Genomic DNA, 20,908 nt, shown 5'->3' on the forward strand with positions numbered 1-20,908 from the left:
CGCAACGTGCGACCCTCATGACCAGGCTGCCCACCCGGCCGCCGACCCGAACGCGCCCGCAACGACCTCGGCGCCGGCTTGGCCAGCCCATCCGACGACGGCGGCCGCGACGAGTTCGACGAGTCCTGCCCGAGCCGAGCCCGCAGATCCGCGTTCTCCGCCCGCAACACCGCGTTTTCCCGCCGCAACACCGCGTTTTCCCGCCGCAACCCGGCGTTGTCCCGCTCCAACTCAAGAACCCGGGCCTCCAACCGGGCAAGCCGCTCAAGCAGCTCCACGATGGACGGCGTTCCGGACACCCAACCATGATCCAACCCGAACGACCCAGGTCAAGCCGACCCGCCGACGAGCACCTGACCAGTCACCCTGCGCCTGCACTGTCGGGGCCTCCCCTTGCCCGATGCGGCCAATGACACCCGATGTGCTAGCGGTGGCTGCCGTAGCTGTCGGTCAGTTCGCGGTACGCGCTCAGCACGGCTACCGTCTCGTCGGCCAACTGCTCGCCGGCCACCGCCGGGTCGGCGAACTCGGCTGGTAGGACCTTCGCGAGGGCATCCTCGGCACGGCGGGCCGCCTCACCCGCGTCCCGTTCCCGGATGAAGTTCTCGCCTGCCTCGGCCGCTGCTTCAAGATTGGCTGTCAGCCTGGCCAGCTCACCGTCGACCTCGTGCCACAGCTCGGTGGCCCGCTCGCGCTGGCTGACCAGGTTCTGGACCGCTCGGCTGGTCGACGGCAGCTTCGCCTCGTCGTAATCACCAAGGTCGTCCAGGACGACCCGGATCTCCTGCCGACGGACGTGCAACTTCGCCCCGTCCCACACTGCCTGGGCCAGATTCTCGCCTGCCTCGGCCGGCTCGATCAGGCCATCAAGCGCGGGTAGCGTCCGGCCGACCCGTTCCGCCAGCCCGATGAGCTGACGGAAGTCCCGGAGCTCGTCCGGGTCATCAAGAACGCGATGGATCTCCGGGTAACGATGCAGGTCGGGGGCGATCGCCCGCCCAGGCAGCCCTGCCCTTACCGTCACCACGACACCGGCCACGATCGCAATTACGGCGACGGTGGCGACGAGCAATGGCCAGACGCCCGCAGCGCAGAGCAGCCAGCCCGGCACCAGGACGATCACGACGAGCAGAGCGGTCTGGCTACCCCGGCCGATTCCCGGACGGACAGCGACCGCCTGGCCGTCGCTGATACTGCCCCACCGGTACCACTGGTGCATGCCGCTCAGCTTCAACGGAGCAAGCGCGGCGATGGTCCGGCGATCGTCACTCGCCACCCACAGGTGGAAAGGTCGGTCCGACGAGGACAACGGTCCTCCTCTCTATTCAGCTTTGGCAGTGCCTGCCGCCTGCGGTCAGGTCAGGTGATGCCCCGGTTGCGGCGGATCATCTGGTACGCCTGGCGGCGGGCGAACTGGTTGAGCTGCGACCGCAGGCTCTCGTCGTCCAGGTAGCGCTGCATGAGCTTGCCGTTGTCGTCGTGCCGGGACAGGATCACGTCCTCGATCCGCTTGTCACAGACGACACCGAAGTTGCTCTCGTCGTTGACCATCGCGGCGGCCTGAAGGGCACCGTCCTCGGCCAGGGCGACGATCTGCTGCTCGACCCAGACCCGGTCGCCCTCCCCCAGACCGATGCCGAACCGCTCGTTGAACGCCTCGATCAGTTCGGAGAGCGCCACCTTCTCCGGGTCGTGCTGCCGGCCGGCGCCGCCGCCGGTGAAGCCGGGCAGCATCTGCTCGCCCTCCGGGTCGAGGCGGGCGTCGTGCTCGCCGGTCTTGCTGATCCGCAGGTGGGTCAGCTCGACCTCGCCGATGTCCATGGACGGGTCCTGACGGCGGGGCAGCCGGTTGAGCAGCGCCCGGCCGTAGAGGTAGAGCCGTTCCAACTCGTCGTCGTGGTAGGGGACGACCTGGCTGAGGAAGGCGTACATCCGGGTGTAGTCGCGCAACGCGGACCGGAAGGCGTCTGCGGCCTCGGGGTCCTCGGCGGCCAGCGCAACGTACCGGTCCCGGGCCGGGTCGGTGAAGCGGTAGAGCGCGGCATGGGCGCGTTGCAGGGCGGTCTCGCTGGTCGCCTTCTGCTCGGCGGCGAGCAGCGCCTCGGCGTACGCCTGCATCTCCGAGTTGACCAGAATGGCGTGGCCCATGACCGCGTTCTGCGCGGTGTAGAGCAGGTTCGGGTCGGTGGGCGCGGCGGCGGCGGTCTCGTAGAACGGCTTGAACTGCTCGGCGATGTCCCCGGCCTCGTTGACGAAGTCGAGCACGAAGATGTCACCCTGCGCCTTGCGGGGGTGGGTGCGGTTCAGCCGGGAGAGGGTCTGCACGGCGGCGACGCCCTTGAGCAGCTTGTCGACGTACATCGTGGTCAACAGTGGCTGGTCGAAGCCGGTCTGGTACTTCTCGGCGACGACCAGGATGCGGTACTCGGTGTCCTGTTTGGCGGCAGGCGTGCCGGCGTGCCGGTCGTCGGCGGCCGTGTAGCCGAACCGTTCGGGCAGCTCACCCTCGCTGAACCCGTTGATCCGGGGCTCGGTCACCTCGACGCCGTCGATCTCCAGGTCACCGGAGAACGCGACCAGGGCGGAGCAGCCGACGTACTTCTGCATCTCGACGTAGTTCTGGATGGCCGAATGCAGGCGAACGGCGGCCTCGCGGGAGCCGGTGACCACCATGGCCTTGGCCCGACCGCCGAGACGTGGGGCGGTGTGCCGCCGGAAGTGCTCGACGATGATCTCCGCTTTCTGGGCGTTCATCGTCGGGTGCAGGGTGACGAAGCGGGCGAGCTGCGCACCGGCCTTCTTCGGGTCGACCTCCGGGTCGGTCGGGTCCGTACTGGCCAGCTTCCAGTACGACTTGTAGGTCACGTACTGCCGCAGCACGTCGAGGATGAACCCCTCCTCGATGGCCTGGCGCATCGAGTACGTGTGGAACGGTTGCATGATCCCGGTGACCGGGTGCGGGGTGCCGAAGAGTTCGAGGGTCTTCGGCTTCGGCGTGGCGGTGAACGCGAAGTACGACAGGCTCTCGTGCCGCCCACGGGCCAGCGCGGACGCGGTGAGCAGGTCCCCGTCGGCGTCGATGTCGTCGCTGCCGGCCTTGAGTAGCACCTTCTTCAGCGCGGCGGCCGAGTCACCGGACTGCGAAGAGTGCGCCTCGTCGACGATGACCGCGAAGCGCTTGCCCTTGAGGCCCTGCACCTTGTCCAGCACGTACGGAAACTTCTGCATGGTGGTGATGACGACCTTGGCGGTCTCGCCCTGGAGGGCGGCGGCTAGCTGGGCCGAGTCCTTGTCGATCCGCTGCACCACGCCCGGTACGTGCTCGAACTGGAAGACGGTGTCCTGGAGCTGCCGGTCCAGCACCACCCGGTCGGTGATGATGATGACCTTGTCGAAGACCGGCTCGTTGGGGCGCAGGCCACGGGCACGGGCATCCTCGTCGAGGGTCGACGGGGTGTGCAGACTGGACAGCCGGTGCGCCAGCCAGGCGATGGTGTTCGACTTGCCCGAGCCGGCCGAGTGCATGACCAGGTAGTTGTGCCCGGAGCCGTGGTGGGCGGCATGCTCGGCGACGTTCGTGACCGCGTGCCACTGGTGGTAACGCGGGAAGATCAGGCTCCGCGTCTCCTTGTCGGTGTGCAGGAACCGCCGGACCAGGTCCAGCCAGGTGTCCGGGTGCCAGATCTGCTCCCAGAGGTAGGAGCTGCGGTAACCCTCGCCGGGTGCGGGTGGGTTGCCGGCGCCACCGGAGACACCCGGACCGTCGGAGCCGGTGTTGAAAGGCAGGAACCGGGTCTTGTCGCGGGCCAGCCTGGTGGTGACGAAGACCAGGTCGGGATCAACGGCAAAATGCACGAGGGTACGCCGCGCGAAGAGCAGTTCCTTCGGGTCGCGGTCCTCGCGGTACTGCTGCTTGGCGTCCTCCACGGTCTGCCCGGTGAGCGGGTTCTTCAGCTCAGCGGTGGCGAGCGGGATGCCGTTGACGAAGAGCGCCAGATCGAGGGTGTTGCCGTGCTGCGTCGAGTACGCCAGTTGCCGGGTGACGGTGAGCCGGTTGGCCCGGTAGAGGGCCATCGCGTCGTCGGTGATGGTGTGCGCCGGCTTGAAGTAGGCCAGCTTGATGGCAACGCCCTTGTCCCGGACCCCACGCCGCAGTACGTCCAGCGGCCCGCGCTCGTCGATCTGCTTCGCCAGGTACTGCACGAAGTGCCGCTGCGCATCGTTCGGGTTGGCGTGGTACGCGCACAGCCGGTCCCAGGCGGCCTGCTGGGTCGCCCCGATGAACGCGAACAGCTCGGCGGTGTCGAGCCCGAGTTCCCGGTGGTAGTGGCTGGCTGTCCCCCGTTGCCACCCCGAGCCCAACAGGGCAGCTTCAATCGCCGCCTCAAACGACTGCTCCCGGTGCGCCACGCCCACGCTCACGCCACCTCCAGTTCCTGCGGAGAAACAAAGACACCACGTCTGCGGAAGGCGGCCGGTGCATGCACGATCGCGTCAACCCGAGCCGCCCGGGTGTTGAACGGAAACCAAAAACGATCAAGGCTGCGGCGCTCAGACCAGAGTGGGCCTCGTCGCCCTTCCCGGGTCGACAGGTGCTCGGCCAGCGCGGCGAGGAAGACGTCCCACCGTTCGTCACTGGTCGACTGAGGCTCCGACTTCAACAGGTCGTGACGCATATCCGGCGGCTCATGCCGATACTCCTCAAGGAACTCGGCTATTAGGCGCCAGCGCAGCTCATCATCCTGCCCGGACCGACCAAAGTACTCAGCCAGTTCCGCAATCGTCATCGCCCGGTACTGATCAATCAGCCACCCGGATCGCCTATCCACCGCTGACAGCTCTCACTCCCCTGCCCCTCGCGCCGAGCGCAGACCGGCGAGAAACTTCTCTAGACTCCACCGTTATCCATCACAGCACCCCGCAACTCGTAAGCTGAACGCACCGAAGTCACACCCTACTCCCGGGCAATATCTTCAATGTTCTTGCCCTCAGCAGTCGATCCAATGGCATTACGCGTCAGACCCCCATTGAGCCAGCACCATCCACCACAACCACCACCCATGCCAAGTCATATCCTTATCTCGCTCGCCGCCCTTACCTCCATCTCACCCGTAACCGCAGCCGTAATTAGCGATTGACGATATTCATTGAGTAACGCAATCTGCCGAGAAATTGACTTAGCGAGCAAAAATCTCTCCGATCGCAAATCATCCAGGCTGTCAGCAATAGCTTTCTGCTCAGATTCCGGAGGCAGCGGCACATGAACTGCAGAGACTTGCGACTCACCCACAGAAGGAACAGGCCCGGGGTTGGAAAGCCGCGCTAGGTCCAGCAACTCCAGCAGGTACAACCAATACCGCGGATCACCAGAACAAATCTTGACGGCCCTCACATTATCATCCACGATAGCGTCACGCGTAGTGAGCCTTCTCTGATTCAGCAGCATAGCGGCCCCCACCCGCGCATAAAGGACGCTGCCCGCAGGAACAATTTGAGCACCTAGGATGCGGGCATCTGATTTCGTCACCCAGTTATCTGATACACCCAGCCGCGCCCAGACATCACCCTTCGCGAAGTCCGCCACCTTAATGAATGGAATGTCACCAGCACCTTTTCCTTGGAAAGCATGGGGAAAGGTGGTACCCATGTACGTCCTAGAAATACGGCCAAGTGTTGTTACCGGCCATCCCGATCGCACCTCACCCAGCCAGGGAATATGCGGCCCGACATCAACAGCAACCTCCGCCCTGACTGGTTTGCCTATAACAAATTGGCGCACAACCGCCCACCATCGCTCCTGAAAAAGAGCCAAGGCCTGCTCATACCGCGACTGGAGCTCCGCCAACCGGCGAGTTTTATCATCAAGAAAGTCAGCGATACGCCGCTGCTCACACAGGGGCGGCAAATCAACCAAAACTTCACCCAACTCTTCCGCGTTAAGGTGAGGCTGAGCGGCACGGCTCTTCGCGAGACGGATCTGCTCCTCGACAACGGAACTGCGAATGGCGTATGCAAGAAACCGCGGTTCGACACTCAGGGGCGTAATCCGTAGGTCATATCCGGGAGCAGAACCGACCCACTCCTCGGTAATCATGGCCGAGTCACCCGTGTAGGCACCACTGCGGACCACCAAAATTTCACCGTAGCTCAGCAGAGGCGCCCGAGCTAGCGGCAGGTCCTCCCTAGAGGCGAAGATTAGATTCTCGCTGGATATATTGCCACGATTTATATTTGTTGCCCTGATGATAGGCACACCTTCAGGACTCAACGGGGGTGGCTGACCAAGGCCATACGAGATGCGGGATAGGCGCTTTATTGCTACCCTTGCCCACCCATTATCACCCTTCATCGAGCCACCTTTCTCAGGATGGCCGATATCTCTACTTCCAGCGCCTTGATTTCGGCGTCGATCTCGGCGAGGGGTCTCGGCGGCTTGTACACGTAGAAGTGCCTCGTGAACGGAATCTCGTACCCGATCTTGGTTTTGGTTTCGTCGAGCCAGGCGTCGGGGACGTGTGGGAGGACCTCGCGCTTGAGGTAGTCGTGGATGTCCTCGTCCAGCGGCACGTTCTCGTTGTCGCGCAGATCCGGGTCGGGCAGCGGGTTGCCCTTCCGGTCGGTCTGCACCTCCCCCTCCGGGTCGCTGACCGAGAACGCCTCCCAGACTGCCTTCTCCACCGGGGCCGGCAGCTTGCCGAGCGACGCGAGTTTCATCGAGAAGTCGGCCCGGCTCTTCGACTCCGTACCGAGCAGTGCCCTGACGCCGTCCAACAGCCCGTCGCGGGCGTCGTACCTGAGGATCGCCCTGGCCTCGGCGAGCAGCGCGATGGTCTCCTCGGTGATCTCGAAGCGCAGCCGGAGCGGGCGCTCGACGGTGATCCGCTGGTAGCCGAAGTCGGTGGTGGCGAAGACCTTGACCTTGCCGTGCTGCGGGTGCTCCGGGTTGTCGGCGACGGCGAGCGCGCCGACGTAGAGCCGGGTCAGCTCGGCGATGTGGTCGTCGGTGAGCATCTTGCGCTTGTCGCCGAGGCTCTTGCGCATCTTGGTCCAGTGCTCCCGGCCGTCGACCAGCACGACCTTGCGGCGGCGGGCCGGGTCCTTGCGGTTGGTGAGGATCCAGAAGTACGTGGAGATGCCGGTGTTGTAGAAAAGCTGGTCGGGCAGGGCCACGATGCCTTCGAGCAGGTCGTTCTCCAGGATCCAGCGGCGGATCTCCGACTCGCCCGAGCCGGCCGCGCCGGTGAAGAGCGGTGAGCCGTTGAAGACGATCGCCATCCGGCTGCCGCCGTCCTCGGGGCGCTTCATCTTGTCCACCATGTGCTGGAGGAAGAGCAGCGAGCCGTCGTTGATCCGGGGCAGGCCGGCACCGAAACGGCCGGCGAAGCCGCGGGCCGCCTCGGCCTTGACGATCTTCTCGACCTTCTTCCACTCCACGCCGAACGGCGGGTTGGCCAGCATGTAGTCGAAGCGTTCGCCGTCGTGGCCGTCCTGGCTGAACGAGTTGCCGAAGGCGATCTTGTCGGGGTCCTCGCCCTTGAGCATCATGTCGGAGCGGCAGATCGCGTACGTCTCGCCGTTGAGTTCCTGGCCGTAGACCTCGACGGTAGCGTGCGGGTTGATCTCGGTGATGTGCTCCTGGGCCGCGCTGAGCATGCCGCCGGTGCCGCACGCCGGGTCGTAGATCTTCTTGACGATGCCCGGGGTGACCAGGTTGTCGTCGTCCGGCGCGAGCAGCAGGTTGACCATCAGCCTGATGACCTCACGCGGGGTGAAGTGCTCACCGGCGGTCTCGTTGGAGATTTCCGAGAAGCGGCGGACCAGTTCCTCGAAGATGTAGCCCATCTGATGGTTGGAGACCCGGTCCGGGTGCAGGTCGATGTCGGCGAACTTCGCCACCACCTGGTAGAGCAGCCCGGCCTCGTCCAGCCGGCTGATCTGGGTGTCGAAGGCGTACTTGTCGAGCACGTCGGCGGCGCCCGGGGAGAAGCCGCCGATGTAGGCGCGCAGGTTGAGCGCGACGTTGTCCGGGTCGTCGAGCAGTTTGCGGAACGACAGTCGGCTGGTGTTGTAGAAGGAGAGCCCGGCGACCTTCCGCAGCACCGGGTGCATGTTCTTGACGCCGAGTTTGTCCAGCTCCAGGTAGCGGGCCCGCACCGCGTCGCGCGTCGGCTCCAGCACCCAGTCGAGCCGCCGCAGCACGGTCAGGGGCAGCATCACCCGGCCGTACTCGGACTGCTTGTAGTCGCCGCGCAGCAGGTCGGCGACTGACCAGATGAAGTTCGCGAGTTCGTGGTGCTTTGTACTCACCAGCATCCTTTCGATGGCGTCAGTGGAGTATGGCGGCAACTGTGCCCCTGGGTGGTCAGCCGGTCGGCGGCGCAGCCTGGGCTGACCGGCAGTGGGCGGTACCGGGTGGTGCCGCTATCGGCCCAGCTCATCGGGTGTCAGTGCACCTCGGGCCAGGCCGTCGGCGGTGAGCCGGACCAGTTCGGCGCCCAACTCGGTCACCTGTCGGATTGCCGACTCGAAGGTGTCGAGCTGCCGGAAGGCCGTACCGTAACCGCGCTGTTCGTCCAGCGGCAGCCGGCGTACCTGGGCCCGACGGATGTCGAACCGCAGGGTGCCGGAAAGGCTGGAGGCCTGCTTCTCGTTGGTCGAGGTGCGCAACTGCCCGGCGAGGAACCACGGGTCGAGCGCGGCCGGGTTGGGACGCAGCAGATAGAGGTTGCGCCCGAGCAGCGGCCCGCCGGTGGTGACCACCCGGGCGGTGAGCTGCCGGGCGATCATCGGTACCAGCACGTCCCCGACACTGACCGGGATCTGCTGGCCGAGCCGGCCGGTGTCCCGGCCGGAGGCGTCGGTGCCGTTGAGGACGTCGTGCACGGTCAACACGACCGGCCCGTCGTCCGGTCCGGTGGAGTCGTCCTCGGCGGTGGCCCGGATCGGGCCGAGCAGTTGCACCGCGCCGCTGCGGATCAGGTCGGTGATGGAGACGGTCTGCGGGGCGGCAGTCTCGTCCGGACCGGTTGCCACCTGCGGGATCAGCCGGGGCAGCTCGGTGACCAGGGCGGCGAGCCGGTCACGGGTACTCACCAGGTGTTTTGCGCTCTCCCGTAGCCCGGTGGCCGGTTGCCGGCGGGCCGGGGTCAGGTCGACCTCCTCATCCAGCAGCTCGATGATCGGCACCGCGCGGGCGTAGCCCGGTTCGTCCACCGGGGTGTCCGGGGCGGCGGTGAACGCCCGCCAGGTGGCGAGCACCCGGTCCAGGTCGCCGTCGGCGGCGTCGACCAGCAGCGCCCGCGCGGGTGGCGGCGCGTCGGGCGTGGGCCGCCGCAGCACCCACAGATGCAGGGGTACGCCGTGCGGCGCGGCCACCCCGGCGGGCAGCGCGATGACGGCGCGCAGTGCGCCGCGGCGCAGCAGTTCGGCACGGATGCGCCGGCCGGCACGGCGGCTGGCCACGGCCGGGGGCATCAGCAGTACGGCGAGTCCGCCGGAACGCAGGTGGGCCAGGGCGTGCTGGGTCCAGGCCAGCTCCGGTTCGGTACGCGGGACCGGGCCGAACTCCCAGCGGGGGTCGTGGCTCAGCTCCTCCTGCCCCCAGTTGATGGCACCGAACGGAGGGTGGCAGAGCACGGTGTCGACGGTGCGGCCGGGGAACGCGTCGGTGCGCAGCGAGTCGCCGGTGTGCACCTCACCGGGCACCACCTCGCGCAGGGCCAGCCAGGCTCCGGCGAGCCGGGCGAGCGGCTCGTCGATCTCCTGCCCGTACGCCCCGGTGCAGCCGGCCCGCACGGCGGCGCGCAGCAGCCCGCCGGAGCCGCAGGCCGGGTCGAGGACGGTGCCACCGCCGGCCGCACCGAGAGCTGCCATCAGGTCGGCGAGGTCGTCGGGGGTGGGGCGGGGACGGCCCGGGGCGGGGGCGGCGAAGCGTTGCCACAGTTCGTCGAAGGCGACCTGCACGCCGTGTTCGTCGGCGAGCTGGTCGAGCCCGGTGGGTGCGCCCTCGGCCGGCTGTTCGCCGCGCTGCCGGGCGAGCAGGTACGCCCCGACGTCGGCGAGCCGGGCGGCGGGGTTGCCGCCATCTGCGGTGAGCTGCCGCCAGAGCCGGTCCGCAGGGGACAGCTCGGGCAGCTTGCCCTGCTCCCGCAGCCACTGCTCGACCTGGGCGAGGTCGAACTCGGGGCTGGCGGCGGTACCGCCCACCGGGGCGGGGAAGTCGGTGTGCCGTTTGCGCCAGTTGCTGACCGCAGCCCGGCCGACTCCGGCGAGCCGGGCGATCTCCGCTGCCGTGATGGTCGGGTTCCCCTGCATTCCGAGAGTGTTGCACACCCGTCAAGCATCATGTCTGTTGACACAGTTCACGGACGCATGCTTTTCTTGAGGCGTTCACTTGGCCGGCGCCGCGATGCCGGCCGGACAGTCGCGACCAGCAGGAGCACGATGCCCACGCCCCGTACCCGCCGCCGGACCGACGCCGACGCCACCCGACGCCCGGCCGCCCGGAGGGACCCGACGCATCCCCCCGCCGAGCCAGCACCGACCCTGTTCGACCTGGGCCAGCCGGTCGACCCGGAGCAGCCGGACGCCCCCACCGGCACCTACCTGACCACCCTCTACCGGCTCGACGGCGTGGCACCGACCGCCGACGGCCTACGGACCGCGCTGCACCACCGGTACCTGCGGCAGAACGACTTCACCGTCGAGGTGCGGCAGGTGGCGGACGCACCGGCCCTGCTGGTGCACGGCAGCGTGCACCGGGACCAGGCCGAGTGGTGCGACGTACTCGCCGAGCTGACCGGCGACGGCGTCGAGTTGAGCTACAGCAGCGGCGGCGGGGCGCTGCTGGTCGCCGTCGACGACCGGGCGTACGCCCTGGCGTACGGCACCGTCGGGCGGTTCATGGTCGACAGCGACCGTCTGGACCGCAGCTTCGGCATCGACTTCGCAGTGCGTGCCCTGCTCCCCGAGCAGATCAAGCAGGTCCGGCGTCGGGTCCTGGGCAGCAGCGGTCGGGTCGACCGCAACCTGGTGCCGGGCGGGCAGCCGATCCGGTTCTACGGCATCGACCGGTGTGGCGAGATCGTCGGGCAGGTCTGCGGCCGGACCTGGAACCCGGCACTGACCGCCTGCCGGAGCACCGGGCGGCCGATCCGGGTGGAGGGCAGTGACTCGCTCCGCGTCCAACTCGGCACCAGCCCTGCGGATCTGCTCGCCGACCTGCGGGAGATCGACCGGGTGTGCCAGCAGGAGTCGCCACTCGACGACCTGAGGTTCATCACCGAGATCCGGCCGGTCCGGGCGAACGACCCGAGGCTGCCGGAGGTGACCAGCCGGCTCGACGAACTACTCGGGCAGGCCGCGCCGACCGACGTCGGGCTGGCCGTGCCGGACCGGCTCATCGCCGACATCGAGCAGGTCGAGTCGTACCGGTTGCGGGTACCGAAGTCCGGGCAGCGCCCGTCGCGGCCGACCGAGCTGACCCTGGCCGATCTGCTCCAGCAGACGGTGGGTACCCCGGCCGGCGAGCGGTGGAACGCGCTGCGCACCGGTGAGCTGGCCCGGTACGCCGACATCGCCGGACAGGAGGAGATCGACACGACCCGGCCGAGCCGCTGGCTGACCGCCCAACTGGCCTGCGGGTCGAGTCACCTGCTGCTGCATGAGGAGTCCTGGTACGAGATCGGCGACCAGCACCGGGCGTGGCTCCGGGAGGAGATCGACCGGATCCTGAGGCAGCCGGCCAGCGTCACCCTGCCGCCCTGGCCGGCCGCCCTCGGCGACGAGGGGACCTACAACGAGTCAGTGGCGGCATCCGGGGGCGGCTTCGTGCTGCTGGACAAAAAGCTGCTGCGTACCGCACAGCACCCCCGGGGCATCGAGGCGTGCGACCTGCTCGGCCCCGGCAACGAGCTGATCCATGTCAAGCGGGCCAAGGGAAGCTCGCCGCTGAGCCACCTCTTCGCCCAGGGTGAGGTCTCGGTGGACGCGCTGCGGTACGACGCGACCGCTCGGCAACGGCTGGTCGACCTGGTCCGGGAGCGTCGCCCCGACCGCCCGATCGACCTGGACTTCCAGCCGCGCCGGGTGGTGTACGCCATCGCGCTCGGCGGCGGCCGGTCCCTCACCGTCGACACCCTCTTCACGTTCGCGCAGGTCGCGCTGTACCGCTCGATGCGGGCGCTGCGCAACGAAGGCGTCGAGGTGGAGGTGGTGCCCATCCCGCCGGCCTGAGTCGACGGCTCCGCCCGGCCTGCTGCGCCTGTCTGCTCCGTTCGTGCCAGCAGGTCGACAGTCCCCGAACGACACACCCCAACCATCATCCGGTCGACCCGCCCTCTGGAGACGGTCATGTCCCTCCCCCGTGCCGCCAGCCACCGGTCAGCACCGCCGGCCCGCTGCTGGGCCGGCCCCACCCTGCATCCCCGGGCAACCGTGCATCCGCCAGGGGCGAAGCCGACGCGACCGGTGCCCGGGGTCGCGCCGGGTGGCGGGGGCATGCCAGGATAGGCCGCTCACCGCTGACCTGCCCGGGGGATCCTTGCGCGTACCAGCCACCACGGGTGCCCTGCCGTTGCGACCGATGACCACCGGTGAGCTGCTCGACGCCGCCACCAGCCTGCTGCGCACCCGGGCACCCCTGCTGCTCGGCGTCGGCCTGCTGCTCGCCCTACTGGAACAGGCGGTGCTCTTCCCGCTGCGACAGCTCGCCGACGTGGTCTACGTGATATTCCCCGACACCGACCGGCTCGGTTGGCTGTTCCTGCTGCTGGTGGTCGGTTTCGCCACCGAGGCGTTCAACATCGCGGTACTCGGTGCGCTCAGCTCCGCCGCCGCGCCCCGGGCACTGCTCGGCGCGGCGACGCCGCTTCGACCGGTACGGCCGGGCAGTGTCGCGGTGGTCGCGGTGGTCGTCGCCGTGCTGGCCGCGCTGGCCGCGACCACGGTGGTGTTCGGCCCGGTGCCGTACCTGCTGCTGGGTCTGGCGGTGCCGGCGGTGGTGATCGACGGGCTCGGCCCCGGTGCCGCGCTGCTGCGTTCGATGCGGCTGACCGGTCGTCGGGGGTTGCGGGCCGGCTGGATCCGGCTGCTCGGCTACCTGTCCTGGCTGGTGATCCGGTTCGCCACCGGGCTGGGCGGCTGGTTCGCGCTGAGCCTGCTGATCGACACCGACACCGCCGCCCGGGACCACTTGGTGGCCTCCCTGGCCTGGCTGGCCGTCAACACCGTCGCCTACCCGGCACTGGCCTGCCTGGACACCGTCCTGCACGTGGAGACCCGGATGCGCACCGAAGGGCTGGACATCACCCTGTCCCGGGCGACCCGGCGGGGCGTGTCCGCCGACACCGTCCTGGCGGTGCCCCGGTGACCCGGTTCTGGAACGAGTTCCTCGCCATCCTCGGCGACCCGGTCCCGGGCGGCGTACCGGTACTGCTGATCCTGCTGTTCCTGCTCACCGGCCTGGTCTCGGTGCTCTGGTACGCCTGGCCGGCGTGGCTGCCGTGGCGCTGGTCCCGGGGGGCCCGCACCCGGGCGGGCGGGACCGGGAAGCGTCGCCGGTTCCGCTGGCCCCGGCTGGGCCGGCTGCGGTTCCGGTGGCGGTGGCCGTGGCGGCGACGGAGCCGGCCGGCGACGGTCGCCACGACACTGCCCGACGATGAACTACCAGACCTGCCGGCCAGCACCTTCGCCCTCAACGCCGACCAGCTCGCCGCCGCCGGCCGGTACGCCGAGGCGGTCCGGGAGAGGCTGCGGGCCATCGTGCGGGACCTCGTCGAGCGGCAGGTCCTCGCGCCGGTACCGGGGTGGACGGTGACCGAGCTGGCTGCGGCGGCGGGACGGGCGCGACCGGCCACCGCCGGTCCGTTGCGCGCCGCGTCCGAGCTGTTCAGTGACATCTGGTACGGCCAACGCCCGGCGACCGCGGACGACGACCGGGCGATGCGCGCCCTCGGCGAGCAGGTGCGGGCCACCCTGGACGTCCCGGCGGCCGGGGTGACCCGGTGACGCCCCGCCGGACGGTGCGCTGGCGGCGGTGGCACCGGGCTGCCGTCCCGTTCCTGCTGCTGGTGCTGTTCTACGTGGTAACCGGGGTCGCGCACGCCGTGCAGGAACCGGATCTGGACGAGCCGGGCACGCTCTCCCCGGTCGGTAACGGGCCGGACGGGTCCGCGCGCCTCGCCGGTCTGCTGAACGCCAACGGGGTCGCGGTGCGGGTGGTGACCAGCTCCGGTCAGGCCCGCACCGCGCTGGACGACCTGGACGGCCAGCCGGCGACGGTCTTCGTGCCGGCGCCGGACTTCCTCGACCCCCGCTTCCTGAACCGGGTTGCCGGGCGGTACCCCGGTACCCGGGTCGTACTGGTCCGCCCGGACGGCGGGACCGCGTTTGTGGCCGGTTTCCTGTCCGGGCCGTCCCGTTGGGCGGCGCGTACCGTCGCACCGGACTGCGGCGCGGACGTGGCGGTCGACGCCGGCCGCGCGGCGGTCCTGCGCTCCCGCTACACCGTCGACCCACGGACCCGCACCGAGGCCGTCCTCGACTGCTACGGCGGCGGGCTGGTCGCGCACCGGATGCGCGGCACCGAATTCGTGGTGGTCGGCGCGACCGACCCGTTCCGCAACAGCCGGATCGACGAGGTGGGCAACAGCGAACTCGCGGTGGGGCTGCTCAGCCGGGACCGGCAGGTGATCTGGGTTGACCTGCACCGGCCCGAGCCCGGGCCCACCATGCCACCGCCACCGCCACCGCCCGCGCCGGACTACCGGCAGCCGGAGCGGTCGGGGAACGACAGCAACCCGATGTGGGCGGCGTTCCCGCCGGTGCTCTGGGCCGGGCTGGTCCTGCTCGGCATCCTGGCGGTGCTGGTGGCCGTGGTCCGGGGCCGGCGGCTCGGGCCGCCGGTGGCCGAACCGCTGCCCGTGGCGGTTCCGGCCACCGAACTGGTGGTCGGCTGGGGGCGGCTCTACCAGCGCAGTCGGGCCCGCGCCGGCACCCTCGACGCCCTGCGCGCGGCGGCGGTCCGGCGGATCACCCACCGCCTCGACCCGACCGGCGTACTGCCCGACGACGAGGCCCTCGCCGCGGCGGTCGCCGTCCACCTCGGCGTACCGGTCGAGCAGGTCCGTGCGGTGCTGCACCCCGAGCCGCCGACCAGTGACGACGAACTGACCTCGGCGGTGGCCGGGCTGGATGCCCTGGCCGCCGCCATCGAACGGACCGCGCCCCGACCGGACGGGTCGGTCAATCCTGGAGGAACGCCGTGACAGAAACCGTCGCCCCGCCGCAGCCGGACAGCGCCGAGGTGGCCGCCCGGCACGCACTCGGGCAGCTCCGCGCCGAGGTGGCCAAGGCCGTCGTCGGGCAGGAGAACACGGTCACCGGCCTGCTCGTCGCCCTGCTCTGCCAAGGGCACGTGCTGCTGGAGGGCGTACCGGGGGTGGCCAAGACGCTGCTGGTGCGGGCCCTGGCGGCGAGCCTGTCGCTGGAGTCGAAGCGGTTGCAGTTCACCCCGGACCTGATGCCCGGTGACGTGACCGGATCGCTGGTCTACAACGCCAACCGGGCGGAGTTCGAGTTCCGCGAGGGCCCGGTCTTCACCAACCTGCTGCTCGCCGACGAAATCAACCGGACCCCGCCGAAGACCCAGGCGGCGCTGCTGGAGGCGATGGAGGAGCGACAGGTCACCATCGAGGGCAGGGCCCGGCTCCTGCCCGATCCGTTCCTGGTCGCCGCCACCCAGAACCCGGTGGAGTACGAGGGCACCTACCCGCTGCCCGAGGCGCAGCTCGACCGGTTCCTGTTCAAGCTGACCGTGCCGCTGCCCACCCGGGACGAGGAGTACGGGGTACTGAAGGCGCACCACCAGGGCTTCGACCCCCGGGACCTGGCCGCCGCCGGGGTGCATCCCGCCGCCACCGCCACCGACCTGGCTGCCGCCCGGCGTGGTGTGCGCCGGGTGCAGGTCGCCGACGTGGTGCTGGCGTACATCGTGGACCTGTGCCGGGCCACCCGGTCGGCACCCTCGCTGGAGCTGGGCGCCTCGCCCCGGGGTGCCACCGCGCTGCTCAACGCCGCGAAGGCACACGCCTGGCTGACCGGGCGGGGTTACGTCACCCCCGACGACGTCAAGGCGATGGCCCGGCCGGCGCTGCGGCACCGGATCCGGGTACGCCACGACGAGGCACTGGAGGGCACCACCGCCGACGGTGTGCTGGAGGCCCTGCTGCGTACCGTCCCCGCGCCCCGGTGACCGGATGCTGACCTGGCGGGTACCGGCCCTGCTCGGCATGCTCGGCGGGGTGGCCCTGGCGGCCGGGGCGTTGCTGCTCCCCCCGACGGGCATGTGGTGGGCGCTGGCCGGGATGGCCGGGCTGGTACTGCTGCTGACCGGGCTGGACTGGCTGGTGGCCGCCCCGGCCGGTGAGGTGCAGCTGTCCCGCTCCGGCCCCCGGCAGGTACGCCTCGGCGACAGCGTGGAGGTCACCCTGACCGTCACCAACGTCTCGCTGCGTACGCTGCACGGCCTGGTCCGGGACGCCTGGGTGCCGTCGGCCGGCGCGGACGGGCCGTACGCGCATCCGGTGGACCTGGAACCCGGCGAGTCGGCACAGCTGGTCACCCGGTTGACCCCGACCCGGCGCGGGGACCGGCCGGCGGCCCGGGTCACCATCCGGTCGTACGGGCCGTTGGGGCTGGCGTTCCGGCAGACCCCGCAGCGTCGGGCGGCCCGGCTGACCCCACCGTGGACGGTGACCACGCTGCCCCCGTTCACGTCGCGCCGGTTCCTGCCGGAGAAGCTGTCCCGGTTGCGGGTGATCGACGGGCAGACGGTCGCCCGGGGTCGGGGTCAGGGCACCGAGTTCGACGCGCTGCGCGAATACGTCGTCGGCGACGACGTACGGTCGATCGACTGGCGCGGTACGGCCCGCAGCGGGCAGGTCATGGTGCGCACCTGGCGCCCGGAACGGGACCGGCGGGTGCTCTGCGTGATCGACACCGGCCGGACCAGCGCGGGTCGGGTGGGTGCGGTACCGGTGCCGGGTGCGGCGCAGCCGCCGGGCGAGCCACGACTGGACGCCGCGATCGACGCGGCGCTGCTGCTGGCGGTGCTCGCCTCGCATGCCGACGACCGGGTCGACCTGCTCGCGGTGGACACCCGGATCCGGGCCACCGTTGGTGGTGCGACGAAGCGCAACCAGTTGGACCGGCTCACCCGGACCCTGGCGGGCCTGCAACCGGCCCTGGTGGAGACCGACTTCGGGCTGGTCGCCGGTGAGCTGCTGCGGGCCGGCCGGAAACGGTCCCTGGTGCTGATCTTCACGGCCCTGGACCCGGGCGCGTTGGGCGAAGGGCTGCTGCCGGTGCTGCCGCAGCTCGTGGCGCGGCACACCGTGCTGGTCGCGGCCGTGCAGGACCCGTCGCTGCGGGTACTCGCCGCCGACCGGACCGGCACCGCCGAGTTGCACGTGGCGGCGGCGGCCGAACGCAGCCTCGCCGAACTGGACCGGGTGCAGCGGGCCATGACCCGGTACGGGGTGCACGTGGTGCAGGCGCCGGTGGAGACCCTCGCCTCGGCCGTGGCCGACCGCTACCTGAGCCTGAAGGCCGCCGGCCGGCTGTAGCGGTGTCCCTCCGGGCCGTCGGCAGTTTCGCCGCCGGGTCAGACCGTCGGTAGCTGTACCGCGCGGTCCGGCCAGTCGACGTCGGCGCTCCGCCCGGCGCGGGCGGCGGCCGAGCCGAGTACCACCACGTAGGCGAGGAAGGCCAGCCAGACCAGGGTGCCGAGCAGGAGTTTGACCGGTGCCGGCAGCGGGGCCGGAGTCACGAACGCCTCGACGACGCCGCTGACCAGTAGGACCGGTACGAGCCCGAGGGCGACCGCGACGCCGGACCGGCCGGCCGTCGCGACCGCCTCGCCCCGGGTGCGCAGCGGTCCCGGGGCGAGCCAGGACCAGCCGATCCGCAGCCCCACGCCGGCGGCGACGAAGACGCAGGTCAGCTCCAGCAGGCCGTGCACCAGCAGCAGCCCGAAGAAGGTGTCGGAGCGGCCGTGACCGACCATCACCCCACCGACGACGCCGAGGTTGAGGGCGTTCTGCCACAGCACGTAGAGCACCGGCAGGACGATCACCCCGGCGGCCAGGCAGACCGCCGAGACCCAGGCGTTGTTCGTCCACACCGCGAAGCCGAAGTTCTCCGCCGGCCCGCTGCTGTAGTACGCCTCGAAGTCGCGGTCCACCAGGGAGTCGATCTGCTTTTGCGACATGAACCGCAGCGCCACCGCCGGGTCGCCGGCGACCACGGCGATCAGGACCGCGCTGAGCGCCACGAACGCGGCACCGACACCGGCGCACCACCGGCCAGCCCGGTAGACCTCCAGCGGGAAGGACACGACGAAGAAGTCCCGCAGCCCGGACCAGCGGAAGCCGGCAGACGGGCTGACCGCCGCACGGCCCCGCAGTACGAGGCGGGTGAGCAGGGCGGTCAGCTCCGGGTCCGGGGAGCGGCTCTGCACCATCGACAGGTGGGTGGCCGCGCGGCGGTACAGCACCACCAGCTCATCGACCTCGGCGGCGGACAGTTTCCGCCCCGGCCGGCTGGTCAGGGCGTCCAGCCGTCGCCACTCGGCCCCATGTTCGGCAGCGAAGGCGTCCAGATCCACAGGGGCTCCCGAATCGGTGGCGGCGATGCTGTCGATGATCACGCCCGGTGGCAGGTCCGGACTACGCCCGGTGACGGTCCGGATCGCGGCCCGGTGGCGGATCCCGCAGAGCGTACCCGTCGGGAAGACTGTCGCGGTGACCCTCGACGCCGCCTCCGTTGGCACCTGGCCACCGGCACCCGACGCTGCCTCCCCCGGCGCACCGCCATCGGCACCCGACGACACGACCACACACCACGACGGGAGTGCCCGGTTCGTCACCGGCGATGCCGTACACCTCCAGCTACGAACCGCCCAACTCGGCTCCCGCATGCTGGCCCGCTTGATCGACCTGGTCGCCCAGATCGCGATCTTCGTGGCCCTCTCCACGGCCACACCGGTCGTCATCCTGCTGCTGGCGCAGACCGGCCTGGTCACCCCGAGCGAGGACCTGTTCCAGGGCACCACCATTCTCATGGTCGTGGTGACGGTGGTCGGCTACCCGGTCACCCTGGAGACCCTGACCCGGGGCCGGACGGTGGGCAAGCTCGCCCTCGGGTTGCGGGTGGTCCGCGACGACGGCGGCCCGATCCGTTTCCGTCAGGCACTGACCCGGGGGCTCGTCGGCGCCGCGATCGAGTGGCCGGGGCTGATCGCCCCACCGCTGACCTGGCTCGGCAGCGTCTGGGCGATGACGGTCAGTCGGCAGGGCCGCCGGCTGGGCGACCACGCGGCCGGGACCCTGGTCATCCACGAACGGTCCCCGCAACGGTGGGGGCGGATGCCACTGATGCCGCCGGGACTGGCCGGCTGGGCCGGCACCCTCGATATCGCCGGACTCGACGACGATCTCGCCCTCGCGGTGCGGCACTTCCTGGTCCGGGTACCGGAACTGCGGGAACCGGCACGCGGCGTACTCGCGCAGCGGCTCATGGCGGAGGTCGCCGCGGTGGTTCGGCCCGCGCCGCCGCCCGGCGTACCGCCGTGGGCCTACCTGGCCGCCGTGCACGCCGAACGTCACCGGCGGGCGCTGCACCGGCTGGCGGCCGTCCGGCACCGGTCGGCGGCGGTCTGGGCGACGGCCGGCAGCCCGTCCGGCGTACCCGCACAGCCACCCGGACCGGTGCCTGACCCGCCCCCGCAGACACCGGCGCACGCGGCGCCGTTGCGGGCCGCCGTCCCGCCTGATCAGCGGATGCCGACGGGAAGCTGACCGCCGGGTAGAGTTCCAGGCCCATCGCCTCCGGCGTACCGCCCCACCACCGGTAGGAACCTGATGCAGTCCGACCTCTCGGCGCACCTCGGCGCGCCCGCGCGACTCGCTGCCATCGCGCGGTACGAGATCCTGGACGCGCCCCGGGACGGAACGTTCGAGCGGGTCGCCCGGGTCGCCGCTGCGGTCTTCGAGGTACCGATCGCCACGGTCAGCGTCGTCGACCCCGGTCGGGTCTGGTTCGCCGCCGCCCACGGCCTCGACGGTGTCACCGAGGTCGGTGCCGAGCCGGGTCTCTGTACGTCGGCGGTGCTGCACGACGGGCCGTACGTGGTGGACGACGCTGCGGTGGACCCCCGAGCCTCGACCATCCGCTGGTCCGGGGTGCACTCGGCCTACGGTTCTACGCCGCCACACCGATCGTGACGCCGGACGGTCACCGTCTCGGCACGGTCAACGTCATCGACCGCGTACCGCGTACCGTCACCGAGGCGCAGACCAGCATCCTGATCGAGCTCGCCGGTATGGTGGCCGACCACCTTGAGCGGCGGTTGGCCGCCGCCCTGGCGGTACGCGACGAACGGCGGTTGCGACAGGTCGCCGACCAGCGGGCCGACCGCAGCGACAAGCTCGCCGAGCGGTTGCGGGCGGCAGCCGAGGTGATCCGGCACCAGGCGCATCCGGCAACCTGCGAGTTGGGCGGACGCCAGGGTTGTCCGAAGCCTGCGGAGTTGAAGCTGGCCGACTCGTGGGGCGACTGCGCGTGGGCGTGCCCGGACCACGCCGAGGAGGCTATCCTGAGCGTCTCCTCCGTCTTCATTGCGGACGAGGCGCTCGGTGGGCTGACCGCCTTCCGGCGACGCTGACCTGGACATGCCGCTGGCCGGGCCCCCGTGTCGGGGACCCGGCCAGCGTGCTCTGTCGCCTGTTCAGGTTCAGTTGTTGCCAGCTGTCAGATTCAGCTGTTGTTCCAGTGCTCGGCAACCAGATCAGCAGCCAGCTTCTCCCACTGCGCATAATGATCCGGGAACGCCGACACCTGCACCTTCTGC

The 20,908-nt window shown here is 70.2% G+C and carries 17 protein-coding genes; 9 read left to right on the forward strand and 8 right to left on the reverse strand.

From position 1 onward, the window contains the following. The 7 genes from V6U90_RS29075 to V6U90_RS29105 all read right to left on the reverse strand — a co-directional run. Window positions 1-251 (reverse strand): DUF6444 domain-containing protein (locus V6U90_RS29075; RefSeq protein ID WP_442933690.1); only part of this gene is annotated, 251 nt, incomplete at its 3' end. 173 nt (window positions 252-424) lie between these two features. After that, on the reverse strand, window positions 425-1,276 hold the full coding sequence (locus tag V6U90_RS29080; protein WP_334443416.1) for a hypothetical protein: 852 nt from the start codon (window positions 1,274-1,276) through the stop codon (window positions 425-427). Window positions 1,277-1,359: 83 nt separating this feature from the next. After that, the gene (locus tag V6U90_RS29085) at window positions 1,360-4,422 is read right to left on the reverse strand and encodes a type I restriction endonuclease subunit R (RefSeq protein WP_334443419.1); all 3,063 of its coding nucleotides are present in this window, start codon (window positions 4,420-4,422) and stop codon (window positions 1,360-1,362) included. Then, complete coding sequence (locus tag V6U90_RS29090; RefSeq protein WP_334443422.1) at window positions 4,419-4,787, reverse strand: hypothetical protein; 369 nt, start codon at window positions 4,785-4,787, stop codon at window positions 4,419-4,421. The genes V6U90_RS29085 and V6U90_RS29090 overlap by 4 nt, the downstream gene beginning before the upstream one ends. A gap of 281 nt (window positions 4,788-5,068) precedes the next feature. Then, on the reverse strand, window positions 5,069-6,349 hold the full coding sequence (locus V6U90_RS29095) for a restriction endonuclease subunit S (protein WP_334443425.1): 1,281 nt from the start codon (window positions 6,347-6,349) through the stop codon (window positions 5,069-5,071). Then, the gene (locus V6U90_RS29100) at window positions 6,346-8,313 is read right to left on the reverse strand and encodes a type I restriction-modification system subunit M (protein WP_334443428.1); all 1,968 of its coding nucleotides are present in this window, start codon (window positions 8,311-8,313) and stop codon (window positions 6,346-6,348) included. Before V6U90_RS29100 ends, V6U90_RS29095 begins: the two co-directional genes overlap by 4 nt. A gap of 108 nt (window positions 8,314-8,421) precedes the next feature. Further along, window positions 8,422-10,314 carry an N-6 DNA methylase gene (locus V6U90_RS29105; RefSeq protein WP_334443431.1) on the reverse strand — a complete coding sequence of 631 codons (1,893 nt, stop codon included), beginning with the start codon at window positions 10,312-10,314 and terminating at the stop codon, window positions 8,422-8,424. A 129-nt stretch (window positions 10,315-10,443) separates the two neighbouring features. Between V6U90_RS29105 and V6U90_RS29110 the strand changes: the two genes are divergently transcribed. From V6U90_RS29110 to V6U90_RS29135, 6 genes are all read left to right on the forward strand, one after another. Further along, window positions 10,444-12,234 carry a DUF6119 family protein gene (locus tag V6U90_RS29110; protein WP_334443434.1) on the forward strand — a complete coding sequence of 597 codons (1,791 nt, stop codon included), beginning with the start codon at window positions 10,444-10,446 and terminating at the stop codon, window positions 12,232-12,234. A gap of 349 nt (window positions 12,235-12,583) precedes the next feature. Next, the gene (locus tag V6U90_RS29115; protein WP_334443436.1) at window positions 12,584-13,369 is read left to right on the forward strand and encodes a hypothetical protein; all 786 of its coding nucleotides are present in this window, start codon (window positions 12,584-12,586) and stop codon (window positions 13,367-13,369) included. Continuing rightward, entirely contained in the window at window positions 13,366-14,007 is a 642-nt protein-coding gene (locus tag V6U90_RS29120) for a DUF4129 domain-containing protein (protein ID WP_334443438.1), read from the forward strand. Before V6U90_RS29115 ends, V6U90_RS29120 begins: the two co-directional genes overlap by 4 nt. Further along, window positions 14,004-15,266: a DUF4350 domain-containing protein gene (locus tag V6U90_RS29125; RefSeq protein ID WP_334443439.1), complete on the forward strand. Its 1,263-nt coding sequence runs from the start codon at window positions 14,004-14,006 to the stop codon at window positions 15,264-15,266. The genes V6U90_RS29120 and V6U90_RS29125 overlap by 4 nt, the downstream gene beginning before the upstream one ends. Continuing rightward, window positions 15,263-16,252, forward strand: a complete 990-nt coding sequence (locus V6U90_RS29130) for an AAA family ATPase (RefSeq protein WP_334443441.1) — start codon at window positions 15,263-15,265, stop codon at window positions 16,250-16,252. The genes V6U90_RS29125 and V6U90_RS29130 overlap by 4 nt, the downstream gene beginning before the upstream one ends. A gap of 4 nt (window positions 16,253-16,256) precedes the next feature. Beyond that, entirely contained in the window at window positions 16,257-17,624 is a 1,368-nt protein-coding gene (locus V6U90_RS29135; protein WP_334443442.1) for a DUF58 domain-containing protein, read from the forward strand. 38 nt (window positions 17,625-17,662) lie between these two features. Here the strand turns inward: V6U90_RS29135 and V6U90_RS29140 are convergent, their stop codons facing one another. Then, window positions 17,663-18,664 (reverse strand): stage II sporulation protein M, encoded by a 1,002-nt coding sequence (locus tag V6U90_RS29140; protein WP_334443443.1) that lies wholly within the window; start codon window positions 18,662-18,664, stop codon window positions 17,663-17,665. Between the two features lie 25 nt (window positions 18,665-18,689). Here V6U90_RS29140 and V6U90_RS29145 point away from each other — a divergent pair, with 25 nt between their 5' ends. From V6U90_RS29145 to V6U90_RS29155, 3 genes are all read left to right on the forward strand, one after another. Next, window positions 18,690-19,856: an RDD family protein gene (locus V6U90_RS29145; RefSeq protein ID WP_334443445.1), complete on the forward strand. Its 1,167-nt coding sequence runs from the start codon at window positions 18,690-18,692 to the stop codon at window positions 19,854-19,856. Between the two features lie 63 nt (window positions 19,857-19,919). Further along, on the forward strand, window positions 19,920-20,282 hold the full coding sequence (locus V6U90_RS29150) for a hypothetical protein (protein WP_334443447.1): 363 nt from the start codon (window positions 19,920-19,922) through the stop codon (window positions 20,280-20,282). Beyond that, window positions 20,279-20,722: a hypothetical protein gene (locus V6U90_RS29155; protein ID WP_334443450.1), complete on the forward strand. Its 444-nt coding sequence runs from the start codon at window positions 20,279-20,281 to the stop codon at window positions 20,720-20,722. The genes V6U90_RS29150 and V6U90_RS29155 overlap by 4 nt, the downstream gene beginning before the upstream one ends. Window positions 20,723-20,908: the final 186 nt, after the last annotated feature.

Source organism: Micromonospora sp. CPCC 206060 (assembly GCF_036906895.1).
Taxonomy (GTDB): Bacteria; Actinomycetota; Actinomycetes; order Mycobacteriales; family Micromonosporaceae; genus Micromonospora.

Coding starts and splice junctions, on each gene's coding strand:
- V6U90_RS29090 (WP_334443422.1), bottom strand. CDS start 4,787: ATGACGATTGCGGAACTGGCTGAGTACTTTGGTCGGTCCGGGCAGGAT.
- V6U90_RS29095 (WP_334443425.1), bottom strand. CDS start 6,349: ATGAAGGGTGATAATGGGTGGGCAAGGGTAGCAATAAAGCGCCTATCC.
- V6U90_RS29100 (WP_334443428.1), bottom strand. CDS start 8,313: ATGCTGGTGAGTACAAAGCACCACGAACTCGCGAACTTCATCTGGTCA.
- V6U90_RS29105 (WP_334443431.1), bottom strand. CDS start 10,314: ATGCAGGGGAACCCGACCATCACGGCAGCGGAGATCGCCCGGCTCGCC.
- V6U90_RS29110 (WP_334443434.1), top strand. CDS start 10,444: ATGCCCACGCCCCGTACCCGCCGCCGGACCGACGCCGACGCCACCCGA.
- V6U90_RS29115 (WP_334443436.1), top strand. CDS start 12,584: ATGACCACCGGTGAGCTGCTCGACGCCGCCACCAGCCTGCTGCGCACC.
- V6U90_RS29135 (WP_334443442.1), top strand. CDS start 16,257: ATGCTGACCTGGCGGGTACCGGCCCTGCTCGGCATGCTCGGCGGGGTG.
- V6U90_RS29145 (WP_334443445.1), top strand. CDS start 18,690: ATGCTGTCGATGATCACGCCCGGTGGCAGGTCCGGACTACGCCCGGTG.
- V6U90_RS29150 (WP_334443447.1), top strand. CDS start 19,920: ATGCAGTCCGACCTCTCGGCGCACCTCGGCGCGCCCGCGCGACTCGCT.